Here is a 16,501-nt window from a genome sequence, read left to right as displayed (position 1 = left end):
GTCCGCACCGAGGAGGCGCTCCTCGCCACGCTGGCGATATTCAATCTCATGAGGAGGGATTGAGATGGGAAAGGTTCACAGACCAAGGAGAGGTTCACTCGCCTTCAGCCCGAGAAAAAGGGCTAGGAGTGTAGTCCCGAGAATCAAGAAGTGGCCAAAGGACAGTGAGGTCAGGATGCTGGGCTTTGCTGGCTACAAGGCCGGAATGACCCACATCCTCATGATAGACGACAGCCCCGGGCTCACCAAGGGCAAGGAGATATTCGTGCCCGTGACCATAGTTGAGGTTCCACCGCTCTTCGTCTACGGAATCAGGGCCTACAAGCAGGGCTACCTTGGCCTTGAGACCGCCACTGAAGTTTGGTTCCACGAGCTCAACGACAACGTTAAGAGAAGAATAAAGACCCTGCCGAAGAACTACGACGAGGAGGCCTTCAAGGCCAAGCTCGGTCAGCTTGAGGACCTCGTTAACGACGGCGAGATTGTTGACGTCAGGCTTCTCGTCCACACCCAGCCCTGGCTCATCAAGCTCAAGAAGAAGCCGGAGGTCATGGAGTACGCCATCGGTGGCGACGACGTCAAGGCCAAGTTCGAGTATGCCAAGGAGAAGATAGGTAAGGAGCTCCGCGCAAGCGAGGTTCTCCACGAGGGTGAGCTCCTCGACGTCATAGCGGTCACCAAGGGTAAGGGCACTCAGGGCCCGGTCAAGCGCTGGGGCATTAAGGTTCAGTTCCACAAGGCCCAGAGGGCTGGAAAGGGCAGGCACGTTGGAAACCTCGGTCCATGGCACCCGGCGAGGGTCATGTGGACCGTTCCGCAGGCCGGTCAGATGGGCTTCCACCACAGGACCGAGTTCAACAAGAGGCTCATCGCCATAGGCGAGAACGGAAAGCTTAACCTTAACGGCAACGAGATTGAGATAACCCCGAAGGGTGGCTTCCCGCACTACGGAATCGTCAGGAGCGACTTCCTTATAATTGAGGGTAGCGTTCCTGGAGCCTTTAAGAGGATTATCAGGGTCAGGCCCGCTATAAGGCCGCCCAAGAAGAAGCCGCCCGTTGAGAGGCCCCAGATAACCTACGTCAGTAGGGAGTCCAAGCAGTGAGGTGAGATAGATGAAGGTTAAGGTCTTCAACCTCGAAGGCGAGCCCGTTGAGGAGATAGAGCTCCCCAAGGTGTTCAGCACTCCTTTCAGGCCCGACCTCATCAGGAGAGCTGTCATCGCTTCCTGGACCCACAGGATACAGCCCCAGGGAAGGGACCCGCTCGCTGGAAAGAGACGCGTCACGGAGAACATCGGTAAGGGCCACGGAATGGCGAGGGTCGAGAGGATAAAGACCCCGCCGAGGTTCGCAGCGTTTGTTCCCTTCGCTCGCGGTGGAAGGAGAACCCACCCGCCGAAGGTCGAGAAGATAATCTGGGAGGACATCAACAAGAAGGAGCGCAGGCTTGCCATAATGAGCGCCATCGCTGCCACCGCCAACCCAGACCTCGTTAAGGCGAGGGGCCACGTGGTTGACAACGTTCCGGCCTTCCCGCTCGTCGTCGTTGACGACCTCGAGAAGGTCTTCAAGACCGCCCAGACCAGGGAGATATTCAAGAAGCTTGGCGTCTGGGACGACATCGAGAGGGCCAAGAGGAACACCAAGATAAGGGCCGGTAAGGGCAAGATGCGCGGAAGGAGGTATAAGAAGGCCAAGGGCCCGCTCATCGTCGTTGCCAAGAACGAGGGAATCGTCCAGGGAGCGAGGAACCACCCGGGCGTTGACGTCGTTACCGTTGACAACCTTGGCGTTGAGCTTCTTGCGCCCGGAACTCACCCTGGAAGGCTTACCATCTGGACTAAGGGCGCTATAGAGAGGCTTAGGGAAATCTACGGGTGATGAGAGATGGACCCCTATAAGGTTATCATAAGGCCGCTCGTTACCGAAAAGGCCGTTTCGCTCATAGAGAGGGAGAACAAGCTCACCTTCATAGTGGACAGGAGGGCCACGAAGACCGACATCAAGAGGGCCGTGGAAGAGATGTTCAACGTCAAGGTCGAGAAGGTCAACACCCTCATCACCATGAAGGGCGAAAAGAAGGCCTACGTCAAGCTCAAGCCCGAATACGATGCGAGTGAGGTTGCCGCAAGGTTGGGATTGTTCTGAGGTGATGTGAGATGGGAAAGAGTCTCATACAGCAAAGGAGGGGTAAGGGAACCACGACCTTCCGCGCTCCTTCCCACAGGTACAGGGGCGCTGTTAAGTACGTTCCTCTCAACGTCGTGAAGGAGAAGACCCTCAGGGGAGTCGTTGAGGAAATCCTCCACGACCCTGGAAGGACTGCCCCAGTCGCTCGCGTTAAGTTCGAGGACGGAACCAAGAAGCTCATCCTCGCCCCCGAAGGAGTTCTCGTCGGCCAGGAGGTCTACATCGGACCCGAGGCCCCGATAGCCATAGGCAACACCCTCCCGCTTGCCAAGATACCGGAGGGAACCTACGTCTACAACATCGAGGGCGTTCCGGGCGACGGCGGTAAGTACGTCCGCGCTGGAGGAACCTATGCCCTCGTCGTCAGCAGGGAGAAGGACAAGGTCATCGTTCAGCTTCCGAGCGGTGAGCTCAAGCAGTTCAAGCCCGAGTGCAGGGCCACCATCGGTGTCGTTGCTGGCGGTGGAAGGCTCGAGAAGCCGATAGTCAAGGCGGGTAAGGCCTACTACATCGCCAAGGCCAGGAACAGGTTCTGGCCCAAGCCGAGGGGTGTCAAGATGAACGCGGTCAACCACCCGCACGGTGGTAAGGAGCACCACATCGGTAGGCCTTCAACCGTTTCGAGGCGCGCTCCGCCTGGAAGGAAGGTTGGTCACATAGCCGCGAGAAGAACCGGTAGGAGGAAGTGAAGATGGCGAGAAAGAAGGAGTTTAGGTATAGGGGTTACACGCTCGACGAACTGCTCAACATGTCCCTTGAGGAGTTCGCCAAGCTCCTCCCGGCCAGGCAGAGGAGGAGCCTCAAGAGGGGCCTTTCCCCGGAGCAGAAGAAGCTCCTCAGAAAGATTAGGCTTGCCAAGAAGGGCAAGTACAGCAAGCCCATAAGGACCCACAGCAGGGACATGATAGTCCTCCCCGAGATGGTGGGCATCACAATTCACGTCTACAACGGCAAGGAGTTCGTTCCGATTGAGATAAAGGAGGAGATGATAGGCCACTACCTCGGTGAGTTCGCCCTCACGAGGAAGATAGTCCAGCACGGCTCACCAGGTGTCGGTGCTACGAGGTCATCAATGTTCGTGGCAATCAAGTGAGGTGGTTTAGATGAGCAGGGGCAGGTTTTCCTACTCATTCCAAAATTTTGACCCCGAGAGGATGGCTCGCGCGAGCGGAAGGGACCTCAGGATTTCACCCAAGCACAGCGTTGAGCTCCTCAGGGAGATAAGGGGCATGATGCTCAACGACGCCCTCAAGTACCTCGACGACGTTATAAACCTCAGGAGACCCGTTCCGATGAAGCGCCACAACGACAGCCAGGGCCACAAGCCGGGCAAGGGCTTCGGTCCAGGTCGCTACCCGGTTAAGGTCGCCAAGGCCGTCAAGAAGATACTCCTCAACGCCAAGAACAACGCCGAGCAGAAGGGCCTCGATGTCGACAGGCTCAAGATAATCCACGCGGCCGCCCACAGGGGGCCTGTCCTCAGGGGCTACATCCCGAGGGCCTTTGGAAGGGCCACCCCGTTCAACGAACAGACAACCCACATTGAGATAGTCGTCGAGGAGATTAGGAGGTGAGACCTTTGGCCATCGAGAGGTACTTCATCAAGGAAGGCGTTAAGGAGATGCTCATCGACGAATACCTTGAGAAGGAGCTTCGCAGGGCGGGTTACGGTGGAATAGACATCAAGAAGACTCCCCTTGGAACCAAGGTTATAATCTTCGCTGCCAGCCCCGGTTACGTCATAGGCAGGGGTGGAAGGAGGATAAGGGAGCTCACCAGAATCCTTGAGAGGCAGTTCGGCCTCGAGAACCCGCAGATTGAGGTCGAGGAAATCAAGAACCCCTACCTCAACGCTAAGGTTCAGGCCGTAAGGCTCGCCCAGGCCCTTGAGAGGGGAATCCACTTCAGGAGGGCCGCTTACTCAGCAATCAGGGCCATCATGAGGAACGGTGCTCGCGGTGTTGAGATTAGGCTCAGCGGAAAGCTCACCGGTGAAAGAGCTAAAAGCGTCAGGTTCTACCAGGGCTACCTCGCCAAGGTCGGCAACCCGGCCGAGACCCTCGTCAGCAAGGGCTATGCCCAGGCCCTGCTTAAGCTCGGTGTTATTGGCGTTAAGGTTGCTATCATGCCGCCCGACGCGAGGTTGCCAGATGAGATTGAGGTCAAAGACATAGTCGAGGAAGAGGTGAGCGCCGATGAAGCCCAGTGAGATTAGAGAGATGAGTATCGAGGAGATAGACAAAAAGATTAGGGAGCTCAGGCTTGAGCTTGCCAAGGAGCGTGGCGTGCTCACCATGGGGGCTTCCCTCGAGAACCCCATGGTCATCCGCAACCTCAGGCGCGACATCGCGCGCCTGCTTACCATAAAGAAGGAGAAGCTTAGGGAGAAAAGGTGAGGTTAGGTGCCGAGGATTGTGAACCCTCTGGATGAGATGCTCTTTAAGGAGGTCCTGAAGGAGCAGCAGAGGATTAGGGTCTACATCGAGAGGGCCCGCTACGGAAAGCTTAAGACCATAATCGAAGGCATAGACGAGAAGGAGTTCGACCTCGAAGACATAGCAAAGAAGCTGAAGGCGAAGCTGGCATGTGGCGGAACCGTAAAGAAGGGAAGGATAGAGCTCCAGGGCGACCACAGGGACCGTATCAAGAAGCTGCTCGCAGACCTTGGATTTTCAGAGGAGCTCATAGAGGTCGAGTGACGCGGAAAAACATAGTCTGGCACGAGCTCATAGGCCTCAAAGCAAAGATTATAAGGGCATCTCATCCAGAGCTGGTCGGCATCGAGGGCTACGTCCTTGACGAGACGAGGAACACCCTCACCATAGGTGGGGAGAGGGTTTGGGTCGTTCCAAAGGACGTGGTCGAGATTGAGTTCGACCTCGGCGATGAGAAAATCCGAATCAACGGTCGTGATTTGATTGGAAGGCCTGAGATGAGACTCAAGAAGAGGTGGCGGAAATGAGAGAGATTGGATTGAGGGTTCAGCCTCCCGCTGAGGTGTGTAACGACCCCAAGTGCCCCTGGCACGGGAACCTCAAGATACACGGGAGATACGTTGAGGGTATAGTCGTCAGCGACAAGGGTAAGAAGACCGTCGTCGTCGAGAGACAGTACTACCACTACCTCAAGAAATACGAGCGTTACGAGCTCAGGAGGAGCAAGGTTCACGCCCACAACCCGGAGTGCATCAACGCGAGGGTTGGAGACAAAGTCCTTATAGCCGAGACCAGGCCGATAAGCAAGACCAAGAGCTGGGTCGTCGTGGCCGTCCTTGAGAGGGCCGAGAGGAAGGAGGAGGTGTGAGGCAATGGCCAAGAAGGGTGCCGGTGCGACCAGGGGTATAAGCCCCGTCAGGCCAACTCGCGCTCTTCCGATTGGGGCCTACCTCAAGGTCGCCGACAACAGCGGTGCCAAGGTCATTCAGATAATCGGCGTCGTCGGCTACAAGGGAACCAGGAGGAGGCTCGCTTCAGCTGGCGTCGGCGACATGGTCGTTGCCACCGTCAAGAAGGGAAGGCCCGACATAAGGCACCAGGTCGTCAGGGCCGTCGTCGTCAGGCAGAGGAAGGAGTACAGAAGGCTTGACGGCATGCGCGTTAAGTTTGAGGACAACGCCGCTGCCATAGTCACCCCCGAAGGCGTTCCGAGGGGAACCGAAATCAGAGGTGCCATAGCCAGGGAGGCCGCCGAGAGGTGGGTCAGGCTCGGTAGCATAGCGAGCATAGTGCTGTGAGGTGAGAGTTATGAAGCTTGATATGAAGCAGCCGAGAAAGCAGAGGAAGTTCCTCTACAACGCTCCCCTTCACCTCAGGGGTAAGATAATGAGCGCGACCCTGAGCAAGGAGCTGAGGGAGAAGTACGGCATCAGGAACCTCCCGATTAGGGTTGGCGACAAGGTCAAGGTCATGCGCGGAGACTTCAAGGGCAAGGAAGGAAAGGTCGTTGAGGTCGACCTCAAGAGGTACAGGATTCACGTTGAGGGTGTTACTCAGAAGAGAACCGACGGAACCGAGGTTTACTACCCGCTCCACCCGTCGAACGTTATGATTGTCGAGCTCAACCTCGACGATGAGAGGAGAGAGAAGATAATTAAGAGGAGGGCTGAGTGATGGCGAGAAAGGGTCCGAAGAGGCACCTTAAGAGGCTTGCCGCTCCAACCGCTTGGTACATCCACAGGAAGGCCTACAAGTGGGCCGTTCGCCCGAGCCCAGGTCCGCACAGCATGAAGACTTCCATACCGCTCCTCTACATAGTCAGGGACTACCTTGGCTACGCGAGAACCGCGAGGGAAGCTAGGAAGATACTCAACGAGGGCAGGATACTCGTTGACGGGCGCGTTAGGAAGGACTACAAGTTCCCGGTTGGAATCATGGATGTCGTCTCGATTCCCGAGACCAGCGAGCACTACAGGGTTCTGCCCAACAGGATTGGCAAGCTCATCCTCCACCCGATAAGCGAGGAAGAGGCAAAGCTCAAGCCCTTCAGGATTGACAACAAGAGGATGGTCAAGGGCGCCAAGGTTCAGCTCAACCTCCACGACGGAAGCAACCACCTCGTCAGCCTCGCCGAGAAGGACGCCTACAAGACCTCCTACACCGTCATCATGAAGGTTCCGGAGAGGCAGATAGTCAAGATACTGCCCTTCGAGGTCGGTGCCTACGTCTTCGTTACCCAGGGTAAGAACGTCGCGAGGAAGGGTAAGATAGTCGAGGTCAGGCACTTCCCGATGGGCTGGCCCGACGTCGTCACCATCGAGGACGAGAACGGCGAGCTCTTCGACACTCTGAAGGAGTACGCCTTCGTCGTTGGTAAGGACAAGCCGGAGATTTCCCTTCCGTGAGGTGAGAGACGATGCAGATTAACAGGGAGGCTATCCTTGCAGACTGGGAAGCTCACCCGATGAGGAAGCCAAGGATTGCGAAGCTCACCATAAACATAGGTGTTGGCGAGAGCGGTGAGAGGCTTACCAAGGCCGAGAAGATGCTCCAGGACCTCGTCGGCCAGAAGCCGATAAGGAGACGCGCGAAGCAGACCAACAAGGACTTCGGAATAAGGCGCGGTGAGCCGATAGCGGTTAAGGTCACCCTTCGTGGAAAGAAGGCCTACGAGATGCTTGACAGGCTCCTTGAGGCCGTTGATAGGAAGCTCAGCGTCGGCAACTTCGACGAGCACGGGAACTTCTGCTTTGGAATCCAGGAGCACATCAACATACCGGGCGTCGAGTACGACCCCGAGATAGGTATCTTCGGTATGGACGTCTGCGTCACCCTTGAGAGGCCCGGCTTTAGGGTCGCCAAGAGGAAGAGGCAGAGGAGGAAGATACCGACCAGGCACAAGCTGACGAAGGAAGAGGGTATAGTCTTCGCTATTGAGGAGTTCAAGGTCAACGTGGAGGGATTGTGAGATGGCGAAGGCTGATTACAACAAGAGGAAGCCGAGGAAGTTTGGTAAGGGAGCGAGAAGGTGCATGCGCTGCGGCCAGTACGGCCCGATAATCAGGATACACGGCCTTATGCTCTGCAGGCACTGCTTCCGCGAGGTCGCTCCAAAACTCGGCTTCAAGAAGTATGAGTGAGGTGAGAAGCGATGACTCTGCTTGACCCGCTTGCGAACGCTCTCTCCCACATGACCAACAGCGAGAGGGTTGGAAAGAAGGAGGTCTACATAAAGCCCGCCTCGAAGCTCATCGGTGAGGTTCTCAGGGTTATGCAGGAGAACGGCTACATCGGCGAGTTCGAGTTCATAGACGATGGAAGGGCCGGCATCTACAGGGTTCAGCTCATAGGCAAGATAAACAAGGCAGGAGCAATTAAGCCGAGGTTCCCGGTCAAGGCCAGGGACTACGAGTACTGGGAGAAGAGGTTCCTCCCAGCGTTTGAGTTCGGAATCCTCATAGTGTCCACCTCCCAGGGCGTTATGACCCACAAGGAGGCCCGTGAGAAGGGCATCGGCGGAAGGCTGATAGCCTACGTCTACTGAGGTGAGAGCGATGCCGATAGACGCGTGGGTAAGGGAAGAGGTTGAGATTCCAGAGGGAGTCGAGGTCACCGTTGAGAAGGACGTCGTCAAGGTCAAGGGCCCCAAGGGGGAGCTCCAGAGAGAGCTCAAGTACCCGGGCGTTAAGATATTCACCGAGGACGGCAAGGTTGTCATATATAAGGAGTTCCCGAGGAAGAAGGACATTGCCATCGTGAGGACCTTCAAGGCCCACATAGCCAACATGATTAAGGGCGTCACCGAGGGCTTCACCTACAAGCTCAAGGTCGTTTACAGCCACTTCCCGGTCACCGTCAAGGTTCAGGGTGACGAGGTCATCATCGAGAACTTCCTCGGTGAGAAGGCTCCGAGGAGGGCCAAAATCCTCCCGGGCGTTACCGTCAAGGTTCGCGGTCAGGAGATAACCGTTGAGGGCATAGACAAAGAGAAGGTTGGCCAGACTGCGGCCAACATCGAGCAGGCCACGAGGATAACGAAGTGGGACAGGCGTGTCTTCCAGGATGGTATTTACATAGTTGAGAAGGCTGGCAAGCCGATAAAGTTCTGAGGTGTGAGAAATGGACGAGAAGGCGAGACTCCTTAGGGTGAGGGCCAGGCTCAAGAGGAAGAAGCCCAAGTTCCTCCGTCAGGAGTGGTGGAGGTATCCCAAGTTCAAGAACGACCCCAAGTGGCGCAGGCCCAAGGGAATCGACAGCAAGATGAGGCTCAAGAAGAAGGGCAAGCCCCGCTCACCAAGCATAGGCTGGAGCTCACCTAAAGCTGTCCGTGGGCTTCACCCGAGCGGTTACGAGGAGGTCCTCGTTCACAACGTCAAGGAGCTCGAGGCAATAGACCCAACCAGACAGGTAGCGAGGATAGCTGGAACCGTCGGCGCGAGGAAGAGGGAGCTTATAATCGCGAGGGCCAAGGAGCTCGGAATTAAGGTCCTCAACGCGAGGTGATGCTCATGCTTAAGATGCAGAGAAGGATTGCCGCTGACATTTTGAAGTGCGGTGAGAACAGGGTTTGGATTGACCCCGAGAGGATTGACGACGTTGCCGCGGCAATAACGAGGGAGGACATAAAGAGGCTCATCCACGACGGCGTCATCAAGAAGAAGCCCATCAAGGGCCAGAGCAGGGCCAGGGCGAGGGCCTTCCACGAGGCGAGGAAGAAGGGACGCCATAGGGGTCCCGGAAGCAGGAAGGGTAAGAAGACCGCCAGGATGGGCAAGAAGGAGCGCTGGATGATGACCATAAGGGCCCTCAGGAAAGAACTTAGGAAGCTCAAGGCCGAGGGCAAGCTCGATGCTCACACCTACAGGAGGCTCTACATCAGGGCCAAGGGTGGCCAGTTCAAGAACAAGAGGCAGCTCTACCTGTTCATGCAGGAGCACGGCATCTTGAAGGAGTGAGGTGAGATAAATGGCGAGAGGACCAAGGTATAGGGTTCCCTTCAGGAGGAGGAGAGAGGGTAAGACCAACTACCACAAGAGGCTCAAGCTCCTCAAGAGCAAGAAGCCGAGGCTCGTCGTGAGGAAGAGCCTTAACCACCACATAGCACAGATTATAGTCTACGACCCGAAGGGCGACAGGACTGTGGTTTCAGCCCACACCAGGGAGCTCATAAGGGACTACGGCTGGAAGGGCCACACCGGAAACACCCCGAGTGCTTACCTACTTGGCCTGCTCATCGGTTACAAGGCCAAGCAGGCCGGCATCGAGGAGGCCATACTCGACATAGGCCTTCACCCGCCGACCAGGGGTTCAAGCGTCTTCGCAGTCCTCAAGGGTGCGGTTGATGCGGGCCTTAACGTCCCGCACAGCGAGGAGATATTCCCGGAGGACTACAGGATAAGGGGCGAGCACGTTGCTGAGTACGCCAAGGCCCTCAAGGAGGAGGACGAGGCCCTTTACAGGAAGCAGTTTGGTGGCTACCTCGTCAAGGGCCTTGAGCCCGAGAAGCTGCCGGAACACTTTGAAGAGGTTAAGGCCAAGATAATCGAGAAGTTTGAGGGGGCGAGAGAATGAGCGACCCGAGAGAGATTGCCCAGAGGGTTCTTGAGGAGTGGGAGCCTAAAACGAAACTCGGCAGGCTCGTTAAGGAGGGCCAGATAACTGACATTCACGAGATATTCAGGAAGGGCTACCAGATAAAGGAGCCCGAGATAGTCGACGTCCTCCTTCCCGAGGTCAACCTGAGGGAGAACCAGGAAGTGCTCGACATAGCTTTGACCGTTAGAATGACCGACAGTGGAAGAAGGATTCGCTTCCGCGTTTTGGCTGCCGTCGGCAACAGGGACGGCTACGTCGGCCTCGGAATCGGCCACGGAAGGGAAGTTGGCATAGCCATCAGGAAGGCCATCAGCTATGCCAAGATGAACATCATCGAAATCAAGCGCGGCTGTGGCTCCTGGGAGTGCAGGTGCAGGAGGCCCCATTCAATCCCGTTCGCCGTCGAGGGTAAGGAGGGAAGCGTCCGCGTCAAGCTCATGCCCGGACCGCGTGGTCTTGGACTGGTCATCGGTGACGTCGGCAAGAAGATACTCAGCCTCGCTGGTGTCCAGGACGTCTGGTCCCAGACCCTCGGTGAGACGAGAACCACCGTCAACTTCGCCAAGGCAGTTTTCAACGCCCTCTACAACACCAACCGCGTAGCCATACAGCCAGGTATGGAGGAGAAGTACGGTATCGTCGTTGGCAGGGCGATGCCCCAGAGCTTCACCCTTGAGTGAGGTGAGAGAAGATGGCAAAGCTTGCACTCATAAGGCTTAGGAGCGGGATTAGGGCGAGGGGCGAGGTTAGGGACACCCTCGCCATGCTTCGCCTTCACAGGATTAACCACCTCGTCATAGTCGACGACACCCCGAGCTACCGCGGAATGATACAGAAGGTCAAGGACTACATCACCTGGGGCGAGATAGACAAAGAGACCCTCGTCAAGCTCCTCAGGAAGAGGGGCAGGCTCGTCGGCAACAAGCCGATTACCGATGAGTACGTCCAGGAGAAGCTTGGAATGACTATTGAGGAGTTCGCTGAGAAGGTCATCAACGGCGAGATGAAGCTCAGGGATTTGCCCAACATCAAGCCCGTCTTCAGGCTCCACCCGCCGAGGGGAGGTCTCAAGGGAAGCAAGAAGCGCTCCTTCAAGGAGGGCGGTGCCCTCGGCTACAGGGGCGAGAAGATTAACGAGCTCATAGAGAGAATGCTCTGAGGTGGCGAGAGATGATTAGGAGGAGGAAGAAGGTTAGGAAGCTTCGCGGGAGTCACACTCACGGATGGGGGTGCAAGAAGAAGCACCGCGGCGGCGGAAGCAAGGGAGGCCGCGGTATGGCGGGCACAGGTAAGAGGAAGGACCAGAAGTTCACCTGGACCATCAAGTACGCCCCCGACCACCTCGGCAAGCGCGGCTTCCACAGGCCCAAGGCCGTTCAGTACATCCCCAAGGTCATCAACCTGAGCGACATCGACGAGAACTTCGAGCTCTTCAAGGACATGGGCATCATCTACGAGGAGGAAGGAAAGCTCGTCTTCGACGCTACCCAGCTCGGCGTTGACAAGGTTCTTGGTACAGGAAAGCTCACCCGCGCCATCGTCGTCAAGGCCTACTACGTTACCCCCAAGGCCGAGGAGAAGATTAAGGCCGCTGGTGGCGAGGTCATCCTCGCCTGATTTCTTTCAACTTTTGGCGGGTGTCGGCTATGGGAAAGGTAAGGGACATTGTATATGCCATAGAGCGCTACTTCCCCGAGGTTGAGAGGCCGAAGAGGCACGTTCCCCTCAAGGAGAAGTTCATGTGGACTGGAATAGTTCTGTTGCTCTACTTCATACTCGCTGAAATCCCCCTGTATGGAATCCCACCCAAGGTTCAGGATTACTTTGCAACGCTCCGTTTCGTGCTCGCCGGTAAGAGCGGTTCGCTTTTAACGCTGGGTATCGGTCCCATCGTTACCGCGAGTATAATCATGCAGCTTCTCGTTGGTTCCGAGATAGTTAGGCTCGACCTCTCAAATCCCGAGGATAGGAGGTTCTATCAGGCCGCCCAGAAGCTGTTTTCGGTATTCATGAGCTTCTTCGAGGCGGCCATCTACGTCTTCGCAGGAGCGTTTGGTAAGGTAAGCACCGGAATAGGGGCCTTCCAGACCGTCACGAGCCCCGATGGATTCGTTTACATAGGTCTTGGCCTCGCAATCCTGATAATCCTCCAGCTTGGATTTGCATCCACGATGCTTATACTACTCGATGAACTCGTCAGCAAGTGGGGAATAGGCAGTGGTATCAGTCTCTTCATTGCTGCGGGAGTTTCACAGACGGTCATTTACAAAGCCCTCGCGCCGATACCGAGCAAGGAGTATATTGACCCCCTGACCGGGGAGCCTGCCATAGTCGGTGCCATCCCCGCCTTCATCCAGCACCTAATTCACGGCGATATAACAGGGGCCATCTACCGTGGTGGAACCCTGCCGGATATGGTTAAACTCCTTGGAACAATAGTGATCTTCCTCATCGTCGTATATCTCGAGAGCATGCGCGTTGAGATTCCGCTCAGCTACGGTCGTGTCACCGTCCGCGGCAGGTATCCTATAAGGTTCATGTACGTCAGCAACATTCCGATAATCCTCACCATGGCCCTCTACGCCAACATCCAGCTCTGGGCTAGGCTCCTCAACAACTACGGAATAACATGGCTCGGAACCTTTGGGGAGAACGGCTATCCAGTGAGCGGCTTCGTCACGTACCTCTATCCCCCAAGGGACATCTTCCACGTCATCGATGACCCCGTCAGGGCGCTGGTCTACGCTATAATGACGATATTCTGGTCGCTGATATTCGGTTTCCTCTGGGTTGAGCTGACCGGACTTGACGCGAGGAGCATAGCAAGACAGCTCCAGCAGGCGGGCCTCCAGATTCCAGGATTCAGGCGCGACCCGAGAATCCTTGAGAGGGTTCTCCAGCGCTACATACCCTACGTTACCTTCTGGGGCTCCTTCACGCTGGCGCTGGTGGCAGTGCTCGCGGACTTTCTTGGCGCCCTCGGTACTGGAACTGGAATACTGCTGACGGTCGGTATACTCTACAGGTTCTACGAAGAGATTGCCAGGGAGCAGGCAACGGAGATGTTCCCGGCCCTCAGAAGATTCTTCGCCAAGTGACCCTTTCCTTTTTGCAAAACCTTTTAAGGCCGTTTTTCCTTACCCAACCAGAACTCCCTGGGTGAGAGCTATGCCGTTTGTGGTCATGATTACTGGTATTCCAGGAGTTGGCAAGAGCACCATTACAAGACTCGCCCTTAAGAGAACCCGGGCTAAGTTCAGGCTCGTCAACTTCGGTGACTTAATGTTCGAGGAGGCAGTTAAGGCGGGTCTGGTGAAACACAGGGACGAGATGAGGAAGCTCGACCCGAAGACGCAGAGGGAACTCCAGCTCAAGGCCGCCCAGAAGATAGTTGAGATAGCCCGTGAGGAACCTGTACTGCTCGACACCCACGCGACCATTAGAACTCCAGTTGGCTACTTACTCGGCTTTCCCAGGGAGGTTATCGAGGTCATAAACCCCAACTTCATAGTGATAATCGAGGCGACGCCGAGCGAGATACTCGGAAGGCGCCTCCGCGACCTCAAGAGGGACAGGGACGTTGAGACGGAGGAGCAGATTGAGAGGCACCAGGACCTCAACAGGGCAGCTGCGATAAGCTACGCTATGCACTCAAACGCCCTCATAAAGATAATCGAGAACCACGAGGATAAGGGTCTCGAAGAGGCAGTTAACGAACTCGTTCAAGTGCTGGACCTGGCGGTGAGTGAGTATGATTGATGCAATATACGAATTCTTGGACAAGATTTTTGGGCCGTTCATTCTTAACTACCACCCCATATGGGTAATCACAGTCGCGGGAGCGATAATTGGTGGGTTCTACAACTTGATATACTACTTCTTCACCGATATTGAGAAACAGAAGAAGCTTCAGAAGCTCGCCAAGGAAGTCCAGAAGGAAATGATGGAGGCCCAGAAGAGTGGCGACGAGAAAAAGCTCAGAAAAGCCCAGCAAAAGCAGATGGAGCTAATGAAAATGCAGAGCGAGCTCATGCAGCAGCAAATGGTTCCAATGTTACTTACAATGCCAATATTCTGGATTTTCTTCGGCTGGCTCAGAAGGTGGTACGTTGAAGTGGCAATAGCTAAGGCACCGTTCAACTTCTTCGTCTTTGACTTCTTCCACAGGTGGCAGCACTCCGCCCTTCCTCCGAGCGAGCTCGGCTACCTCGGATGGTACTTCCTCACAAGCTACGCTGTGGGTATGATACTGAGAAAGCTCCTCGACATGGGATAAATTTAAAAACGCTCCGCTGAAAGGGGTTGCGAGGTGAGAGTAATGAAGCCGATGTACCGCTCAAGGTCATGGAGGAGGAAGTACGTTAGGACTCCCGGAGGAAGGACCGTAATCCACTTCGAGAAGAGGAAGCCCAAGGTTGCCCACTGCGCTATGTGTGGCAGACCCCTCAACGGCGTTCCGCGTGGAAGGCCGAGCGAGCTCAGGAAGCTCCCGAAGACCGCTAAGAGGCCCGAGAGGCCCTACCCGAACCTCTGCCCGAGCTGTATGAGGAAGGTCATGAAGGCCCAGGTCAGGGCTTCCCTCAGCTGAGGTGCGCCTATGCCGAAGGGCTGCCTCGTCATCACCGTCAGCGGTCTTGCAGGTTCCGGGACAACGACACTCTGTCGGAACCTCGCCAAGCACTACGGCTTCAAGCACATCTACGCCGGGTTGATATTCCGGCAGATGGCGAAGGAAAGGGGGATGACCCTTGAGGAGTTCCAGAAGTACGTTGAGCTCCACCCTGAGATAGACAGGGAGGTTGACAGGAGACAGGTCGAGGCAGCCAAGGAGTGTAACGTCGTCATTGAGGGCCGCCTCGCTGGGTGGATGGTCAAAAACGCGGACCTTAAGATATGGCTTGACGCGCCGATAATGGAGCGCGCGAGGCGCGTTGCAAAAAGGGAGGGTATCTCCGTCGAGGAGGCCTTCGTTCAGATTGCCGAAAGGGAGAAGCAGAACAGGAAAAGGTATTTAAACCTCTACGGTATCGACATCGAGGACAAGTCGATTTACGATTTAATCATAAACACTGCCAAATGGGGTCCCGATGGGGTCTTCGCGATTGTGAAGGCCGCCATCGACCACCTTTACCCCGACGGCGACGCGGGGTCGGGTGTAAACCCGAAAAAAGAAAAGAAGGAGGTGGGATGAATGCCAGCTATTGAGGTCGGAAGGATTGCCGTCGTTATTGCCGGAAGGAGGGCCGGACAGAAGGTCGTCGTTGCCGACATAATCGACAAGAACTTCGTCCTCGTCACCGGCGCTGGCCTCAACAAGGTCAAGCGCAGGAGGATGAACGTCAAGCACCTCGAGCCCCTTCCGGAGAAGGTCAACATCGAGCGCGGTGCCTCCGACGAGGAGATAAAGAAGGCCCTTGAGGAAGCAGGCATAAGCCTTGAGTGAGGGCTTTCCCTCACTCTTCTTCCAATAAGCTTCTTACCGCTTCCAGGTCCCTGTTCGTTTCGTCATTCTGTGGGCAGATACCTTCCCAACTGGCGGTTTTCACGTACCGCTTCATGTATCAGGTGGGTTTATTAAGTCTGGACTCGAACTCTATGGGGGTGAATGAGATGCAACTCCACGCCGTCATCTGGGAGGAAGAGGGCGTTTACGTCATTCGGGAGGTCTTCACGGGGGTTACCACTCAGGGAGAGACGATAGAGGAGGCAATTGAGAACCTCAAAGAGGCCGTTGAGCTGTACCTTGAGGAGTTTCCAGAGCTGAGGAATGAACTGGAGAGGGTAAAGTTCGTGGGCGATTTCCATGTCGAGGTTGCCAAGGCTCTCGGGTGAAGAGGTCGTTAAAGTGCTCACCAAAAAGTTCGGCTTCGAGGTGTCCCGCCAGAGGGGTAGCCACGTTGTCCTCGTTAAATACGCTGACGGCAGGAAAATAGGAACCGTGGTCCCGCTTCACAAAGAGTTAAAAGCCGGTACGTTGATGGGAGTCCTGAGACTTGCTCAAATAAGCAAGGAGGACTTTATCAAAGCGCTCGAAGACCCGTAGGTGATGCTCATGGCGAGGGACGAAGTGAGGAGAATCCTTCCGGCCGACATAAAGCGAGAGGTACTAATTAAGGACGAGAAGGCCGAGACGAACCCGAAGTGGGGCTTTCCGCCCGAGAAGAGGCCGATGGAGATGCACATGCAGTTCGGCATAATCAACCTCGACAAACCCCCTGGACCGACGAGCCATGAAGTTGTCGCGTGGATTAAGAAGCTCTTCAACCTGAGCAAGGCCGG

The 16,501-nt window shown here is 55.9% G+C and carries 32 protein-coding genes and 1 pseudogene; all 33 read left to right on the top strand.

Features of this window, described 5'->3' with window-relative positions; all coding sequences use genetic code 11:
* The first annotated feature begins 64 nt into the window (after positions 1-64).
* Complete coding sequence (locus MVO87_RS09275) at positions 65-1,105, top strand: 50S ribosomal protein L3 (protein ID WP_297512828.1); 1,041 nt, start codon at positions 65-67, stop codon at positions 1,103-1,105.
* A 10-nt stretch (positions 1,106-1,115) separates the two neighbouring features.
* Positions 1,116-1,883 (top strand): 50S ribosomal protein L4, encoded by a 768-nt coding sequence (gene rpl4p, locus MVO87_RS09270; protein WP_297512826.1) that lies wholly within the window; start codon positions 1,116-1,118, stop codon positions 1,881-1,883.
* Between the two features lie 6 nt (positions 1,884-1,889).
* Complete coding sequence (locus tag MVO87_RS09265; RefSeq protein ID WP_297512824.1) at positions 1,890-2,150, top strand: 50S ribosomal protein L23; 261 nt, start codon at positions 1,890-1,892, stop codon at positions 2,148-2,150.
* Between the two features lie 11 nt (positions 2,151-2,161).
* A complete protein-coding gene (locus MVO87_RS09260; RefSeq protein WP_042692804.1) occupies positions 2,162-2,881 on the top strand; it encodes a 50S ribosomal protein L2 in 720 nt (239 codons plus the stop codon).
* A gap of 2 nt (positions 2,882-2,883) precedes the next feature.
* Positions 2,884-3,285, top strand: a complete 402-nt coding sequence (locus tag MVO87_RS09255) for a 30S ribosomal protein S19 (RefSeq protein ID WP_297552949.1) — start codon at positions 2,884-2,886, stop codon at positions 3,283-3,285.
* Positions 3,286-3,295: 10 nt separating this feature from the next.
* Complete coding sequence (gene rplV / locus MVO87_RS09250; protein ID WP_042692810.1) at positions 3,296-3,766, top strand: 50S ribosomal protein L22; 471 nt, start codon at positions 3,296-3,298, stop codon at positions 3,764-3,766.
* Between the two features lie 5 nt (positions 3,767-3,771).
* Positions 3,772-4,401 carry a 30S ribosomal protein S3 gene (gene rpsC, locus MVO87_RS09245; RefSeq protein WP_297512822.1) on the top strand — a complete coding sequence of 210 codons (630 nt, stop codon included), beginning with the start codon at positions 3,772-3,774 and terminating at the stop codon, positions 4,399-4,401.
* Positions 4,388-4,588: a 50S ribosomal protein L29 gene (rpmC, locus tag MVO87_RS09240; protein WP_055429654.1), complete on the top strand. Its 201-nt coding sequence runs from the start codon at positions 4,388-4,390 to the stop codon at positions 4,586-4,588. Before rpsC ends, rpmC begins: the two co-directional genes overlap by 14 nt.
* Positions 4,589-4,624: 36 nt before the next feature.
* The gene (yciH, locus tag MVO87_RS09235; protein WP_206205113.1) at positions 4,625-4,891 is read left to right on the top strand and encodes a stress response translation initiation inhibitor YciH; all 267 of its coding nucleotides are present in this window, start codon (positions 4,625-4,627) and stop codon (positions 4,889-4,891) included.
* The gene (locus MVO87_RS09230; RefSeq protein ID WP_084606340.1) at positions 4,777-5,154 is read left to right on the top strand and encodes a ribonuclease P protein component 1; all 378 of its coding nucleotides are present in this window, start codon (positions 4,777-4,779) and stop codon (positions 5,152-5,154) included. Before yciH ends, MVO87_RS09230 begins: the two co-directional genes overlap by 115 nt.
* On the top strand, positions 5,151-5,495 hold the full coding sequence (locus MVO87_RS09225; protein ID WP_042692819.1) for a 30S ribosomal protein S17: 345 nt from the start codon (positions 5,151-5,153) through the stop codon (positions 5,493-5,495). The genes MVO87_RS09230 and MVO87_RS09225 overlap by 4 nt, the downstream gene beginning before the upstream one ends.
* A 4-nt stretch (positions 5,496-5,499) precedes the next feature.
* Entirely contained in the window at positions 5,500-5,925 is a 426-nt protein-coding gene (locus tag MVO87_RS09220) for a 50S ribosomal protein L14 (RefSeq protein ID WP_068665902.1), read from the top strand.
* Positions 5,926-5,935: 10 nt separating this feature from the next.
* A complete protein-coding gene (gene rplX, locus MVO87_RS09215) occupies positions 5,936-6,301 on the top strand; it encodes a 50S ribosomal protein L24 (protein WP_042692823.1) in 366 nt (121 codons plus the stop codon).
* A complete protein-coding gene (locus MVO87_RS09210; RefSeq protein WP_297512833.1) occupies positions 6,301-7,032 on the top strand; it encodes a 30S ribosomal protein S4e in 732 nt (243 codons plus the stop codon). Before rplX ends, MVO87_RS09210 begins: the two co-directional genes overlap by 1 nt.
* Positions 7,033-7,043: 11 nt before the next feature.
* On the top strand, positions 7,044-7,595 hold the full coding sequence (locus tag MVO87_RS09205) for a 50S ribosomal protein L5 (protein WP_099209838.1): 552 nt from the start codon (positions 7,044-7,046) through the stop codon (positions 7,593-7,595).
* A 1-nt stretch (position 7,596) separates the two neighbouring features.
* Positions 7,597-7,767: a 30S ribosomal protein S14 gene (locus MVO87_RS09200; protein WP_011250478.1), complete on the top strand. Its 171-nt coding sequence runs from the start codon at positions 7,597-7,599 to the stop codon at positions 7,765-7,767.
* Between the two features lie 11 nt (positions 7,768-7,778).
* Positions 7,779-8,171 (top strand): 30S ribosomal protein S8, encoded by a 393-nt coding sequence (locus MVO87_RS09195; RefSeq protein WP_042692830.1) that lies wholly within the window; start codon positions 7,779-7,781, stop codon positions 8,169-8,171.
* A 10-nt stretch (positions 8,172-8,181) separates the two neighbouring features.
* Positions 8,182-8,736 carry a 50S ribosomal protein L6 gene (locus MVO87_RS09190; protein WP_297512813.1) on the top strand — a complete coding sequence of 185 codons (555 nt, stop codon included), beginning with the start codon at positions 8,182-8,184 and terminating at the stop codon, positions 8,734-8,736.
* 10 nt (positions 8,737-8,746) lie between these two features.
* Positions 8,747-9,130, top strand: a complete 384-nt coding sequence (locus MVO87_RS09185) for a 50S ribosomal protein L32e (protein ID WP_297512811.1) — start codon at positions 8,747-8,749, stop codon at positions 9,128-9,130.
* Entirely contained in the window at positions 9,130-9,582 is a 453-nt protein-coding gene (locus tag MVO87_RS09180) for a 50S ribosomal protein L19e (RefSeq protein WP_297512809.1), read from the top strand. Before MVO87_RS09185 ends, MVO87_RS09180 begins: the two co-directional genes overlap by 1 nt.
* Positions 9,583-9,592: 10 nt before the next feature.
* Positions 9,593-10,198: a 50S ribosomal protein L18 gene (locus MVO87_RS09175; RefSeq protein ID WP_297512807.1), complete on the top strand. Its 606-nt coding sequence runs from the start codon at positions 9,593-9,595 to the stop codon at positions 10,196-10,198.
* A complete protein-coding gene (rpsE, locus tag MVO87_RS09170) occupies positions 10,195-10,902 on the top strand; it encodes a 30S ribosomal protein S5 (protein ID WP_297552947.1) in 708 nt (235 codons plus the stop codon). The genes MVO87_RS09175 and rpsE overlap by 4 nt, the downstream gene beginning before the upstream one ends.
* Before the next feature lie 11 nt (positions 10,903-10,913).
* Complete coding sequence (locus tag MVO87_RS09165) at positions 10,914-11,381, top strand: 50S ribosomal protein L30 (RefSeq protein WP_297515900.1); 468 nt, start codon at positions 10,914-10,916, stop codon at positions 11,379-11,381.
* An 11-nt stretch (positions 11,382-11,392) separates the two neighbouring features.
* Positions 11,393-11,839, top strand: coding sequence for an uL15m family ribosomal protein (locus tag MVO87_RS09160; RefSeq protein WP_297515903.1), 447 nt, complete (start codon positions 11,393-11,395; stop codon positions 11,837-11,839).
* A gap of 29 nt (positions 11,840-11,868) precedes the next feature.
* Complete coding sequence (gene secY / locus MVO87_RS09155; protein ID WP_297515906.1) at positions 11,869-13,320, top strand: preprotein translocase subunit SecY; 1,452 nt, start codon at positions 11,869-11,871, stop codon at positions 13,318-13,320.
* 70 nt (positions 13,321-13,390) lie between these two features.
* On the top strand, positions 13,391-13,981 hold the full coding sequence (locus MVO87_RS09150) for an adenylate kinase (protein WP_042692850.1): 591 nt from the start codon (positions 13,391-13,393) through the stop codon (positions 13,979-13,981).
* A complete protein-coding gene (locus tag MVO87_RS09145) occupies positions 13,974-14,498 on the top strand; it encodes an EMC3/TMCO1 family protein (RefSeq protein ID WP_297515907.1) in 525 nt (174 codons plus the stop codon). Before MVO87_RS09150 ends, MVO87_RS09145 begins: the two co-directional genes overlap by 8 nt.
* Positions 14,499-14,540: 42 nt before the next feature.
* Entirely contained in the window at positions 14,541-14,810 is a 270-nt protein-coding gene (locus MVO87_RS09140) for a 50S ribosomal protein L34e (RefSeq protein WP_297515913.1), read from the top strand.
* A 9-nt stretch (positions 14,811-14,819) separates the two neighbouring features.
* Positions 14,820-15,413 (top strand): (d)CMP kinase, encoded by a 594-nt coding sequence (cmk, locus tag MVO87_RS09135; protein ID WP_297515910.1) that lies wholly within the window; start codon positions 14,820-14,822, stop codon positions 15,411-15,413.
* Positions 15,414-15,665 (top strand): 50S ribosomal protein L14e, encoded by a 252-nt coding sequence (locus MVO87_RS09130; RefSeq protein WP_042692860.1) that lies wholly within the window; start codon positions 15,414-15,416, stop codon positions 15,663-15,665.
* A gap of 167 nt (positions 15,666-15,832) precedes the next feature.
* Entirely contained in the window at positions 15,833-16,054 is a 222-nt protein-coding gene (locus tag MVO87_RS09125) for a type II toxin-antitoxin system HicB family antitoxin (protein WP_297514132.1), read from the top strand.
* Positions 16,026-16,265 carry a type II toxin-antitoxin system HicA family toxin gene (locus MVO87_RS09120; RefSeq protein ID WP_297514135.1) on the top strand — a complete coding sequence of 80 codons (240 nt, stop codon included), beginning with the start codon at positions 16,026-16,028 and terminating at the stop codon, positions 16,263-16,265. Before MVO87_RS09125 ends, MVO87_RS09120 begins: the two co-directional genes overlap by 29 nt.
* Before the next feature lie 9 nt (positions 16,266-16,274).
* Positions 16,275-16,501 (top strand): annotated as a pseudogene (locus tag MVO87_RS09115) (RNA-guided pseudouridylation complex pseudouridine synthase subunit Cbf5); the annotation flags it as partial.

Origin of the sequence: Thermococcus sp. (assembly GCF_027063845.1) — an archaeon.
In the GTDB taxonomy this organism is placed as follows: Archaea; Methanobacteriota_B; Thermococci; order Thermococcales; family Thermococcaceae; genus Thermococcus.
Note: the sequence above shows the minus strand (reverse complement) of the source record. Positions and strands in the feature narration are given on the sequence as shown.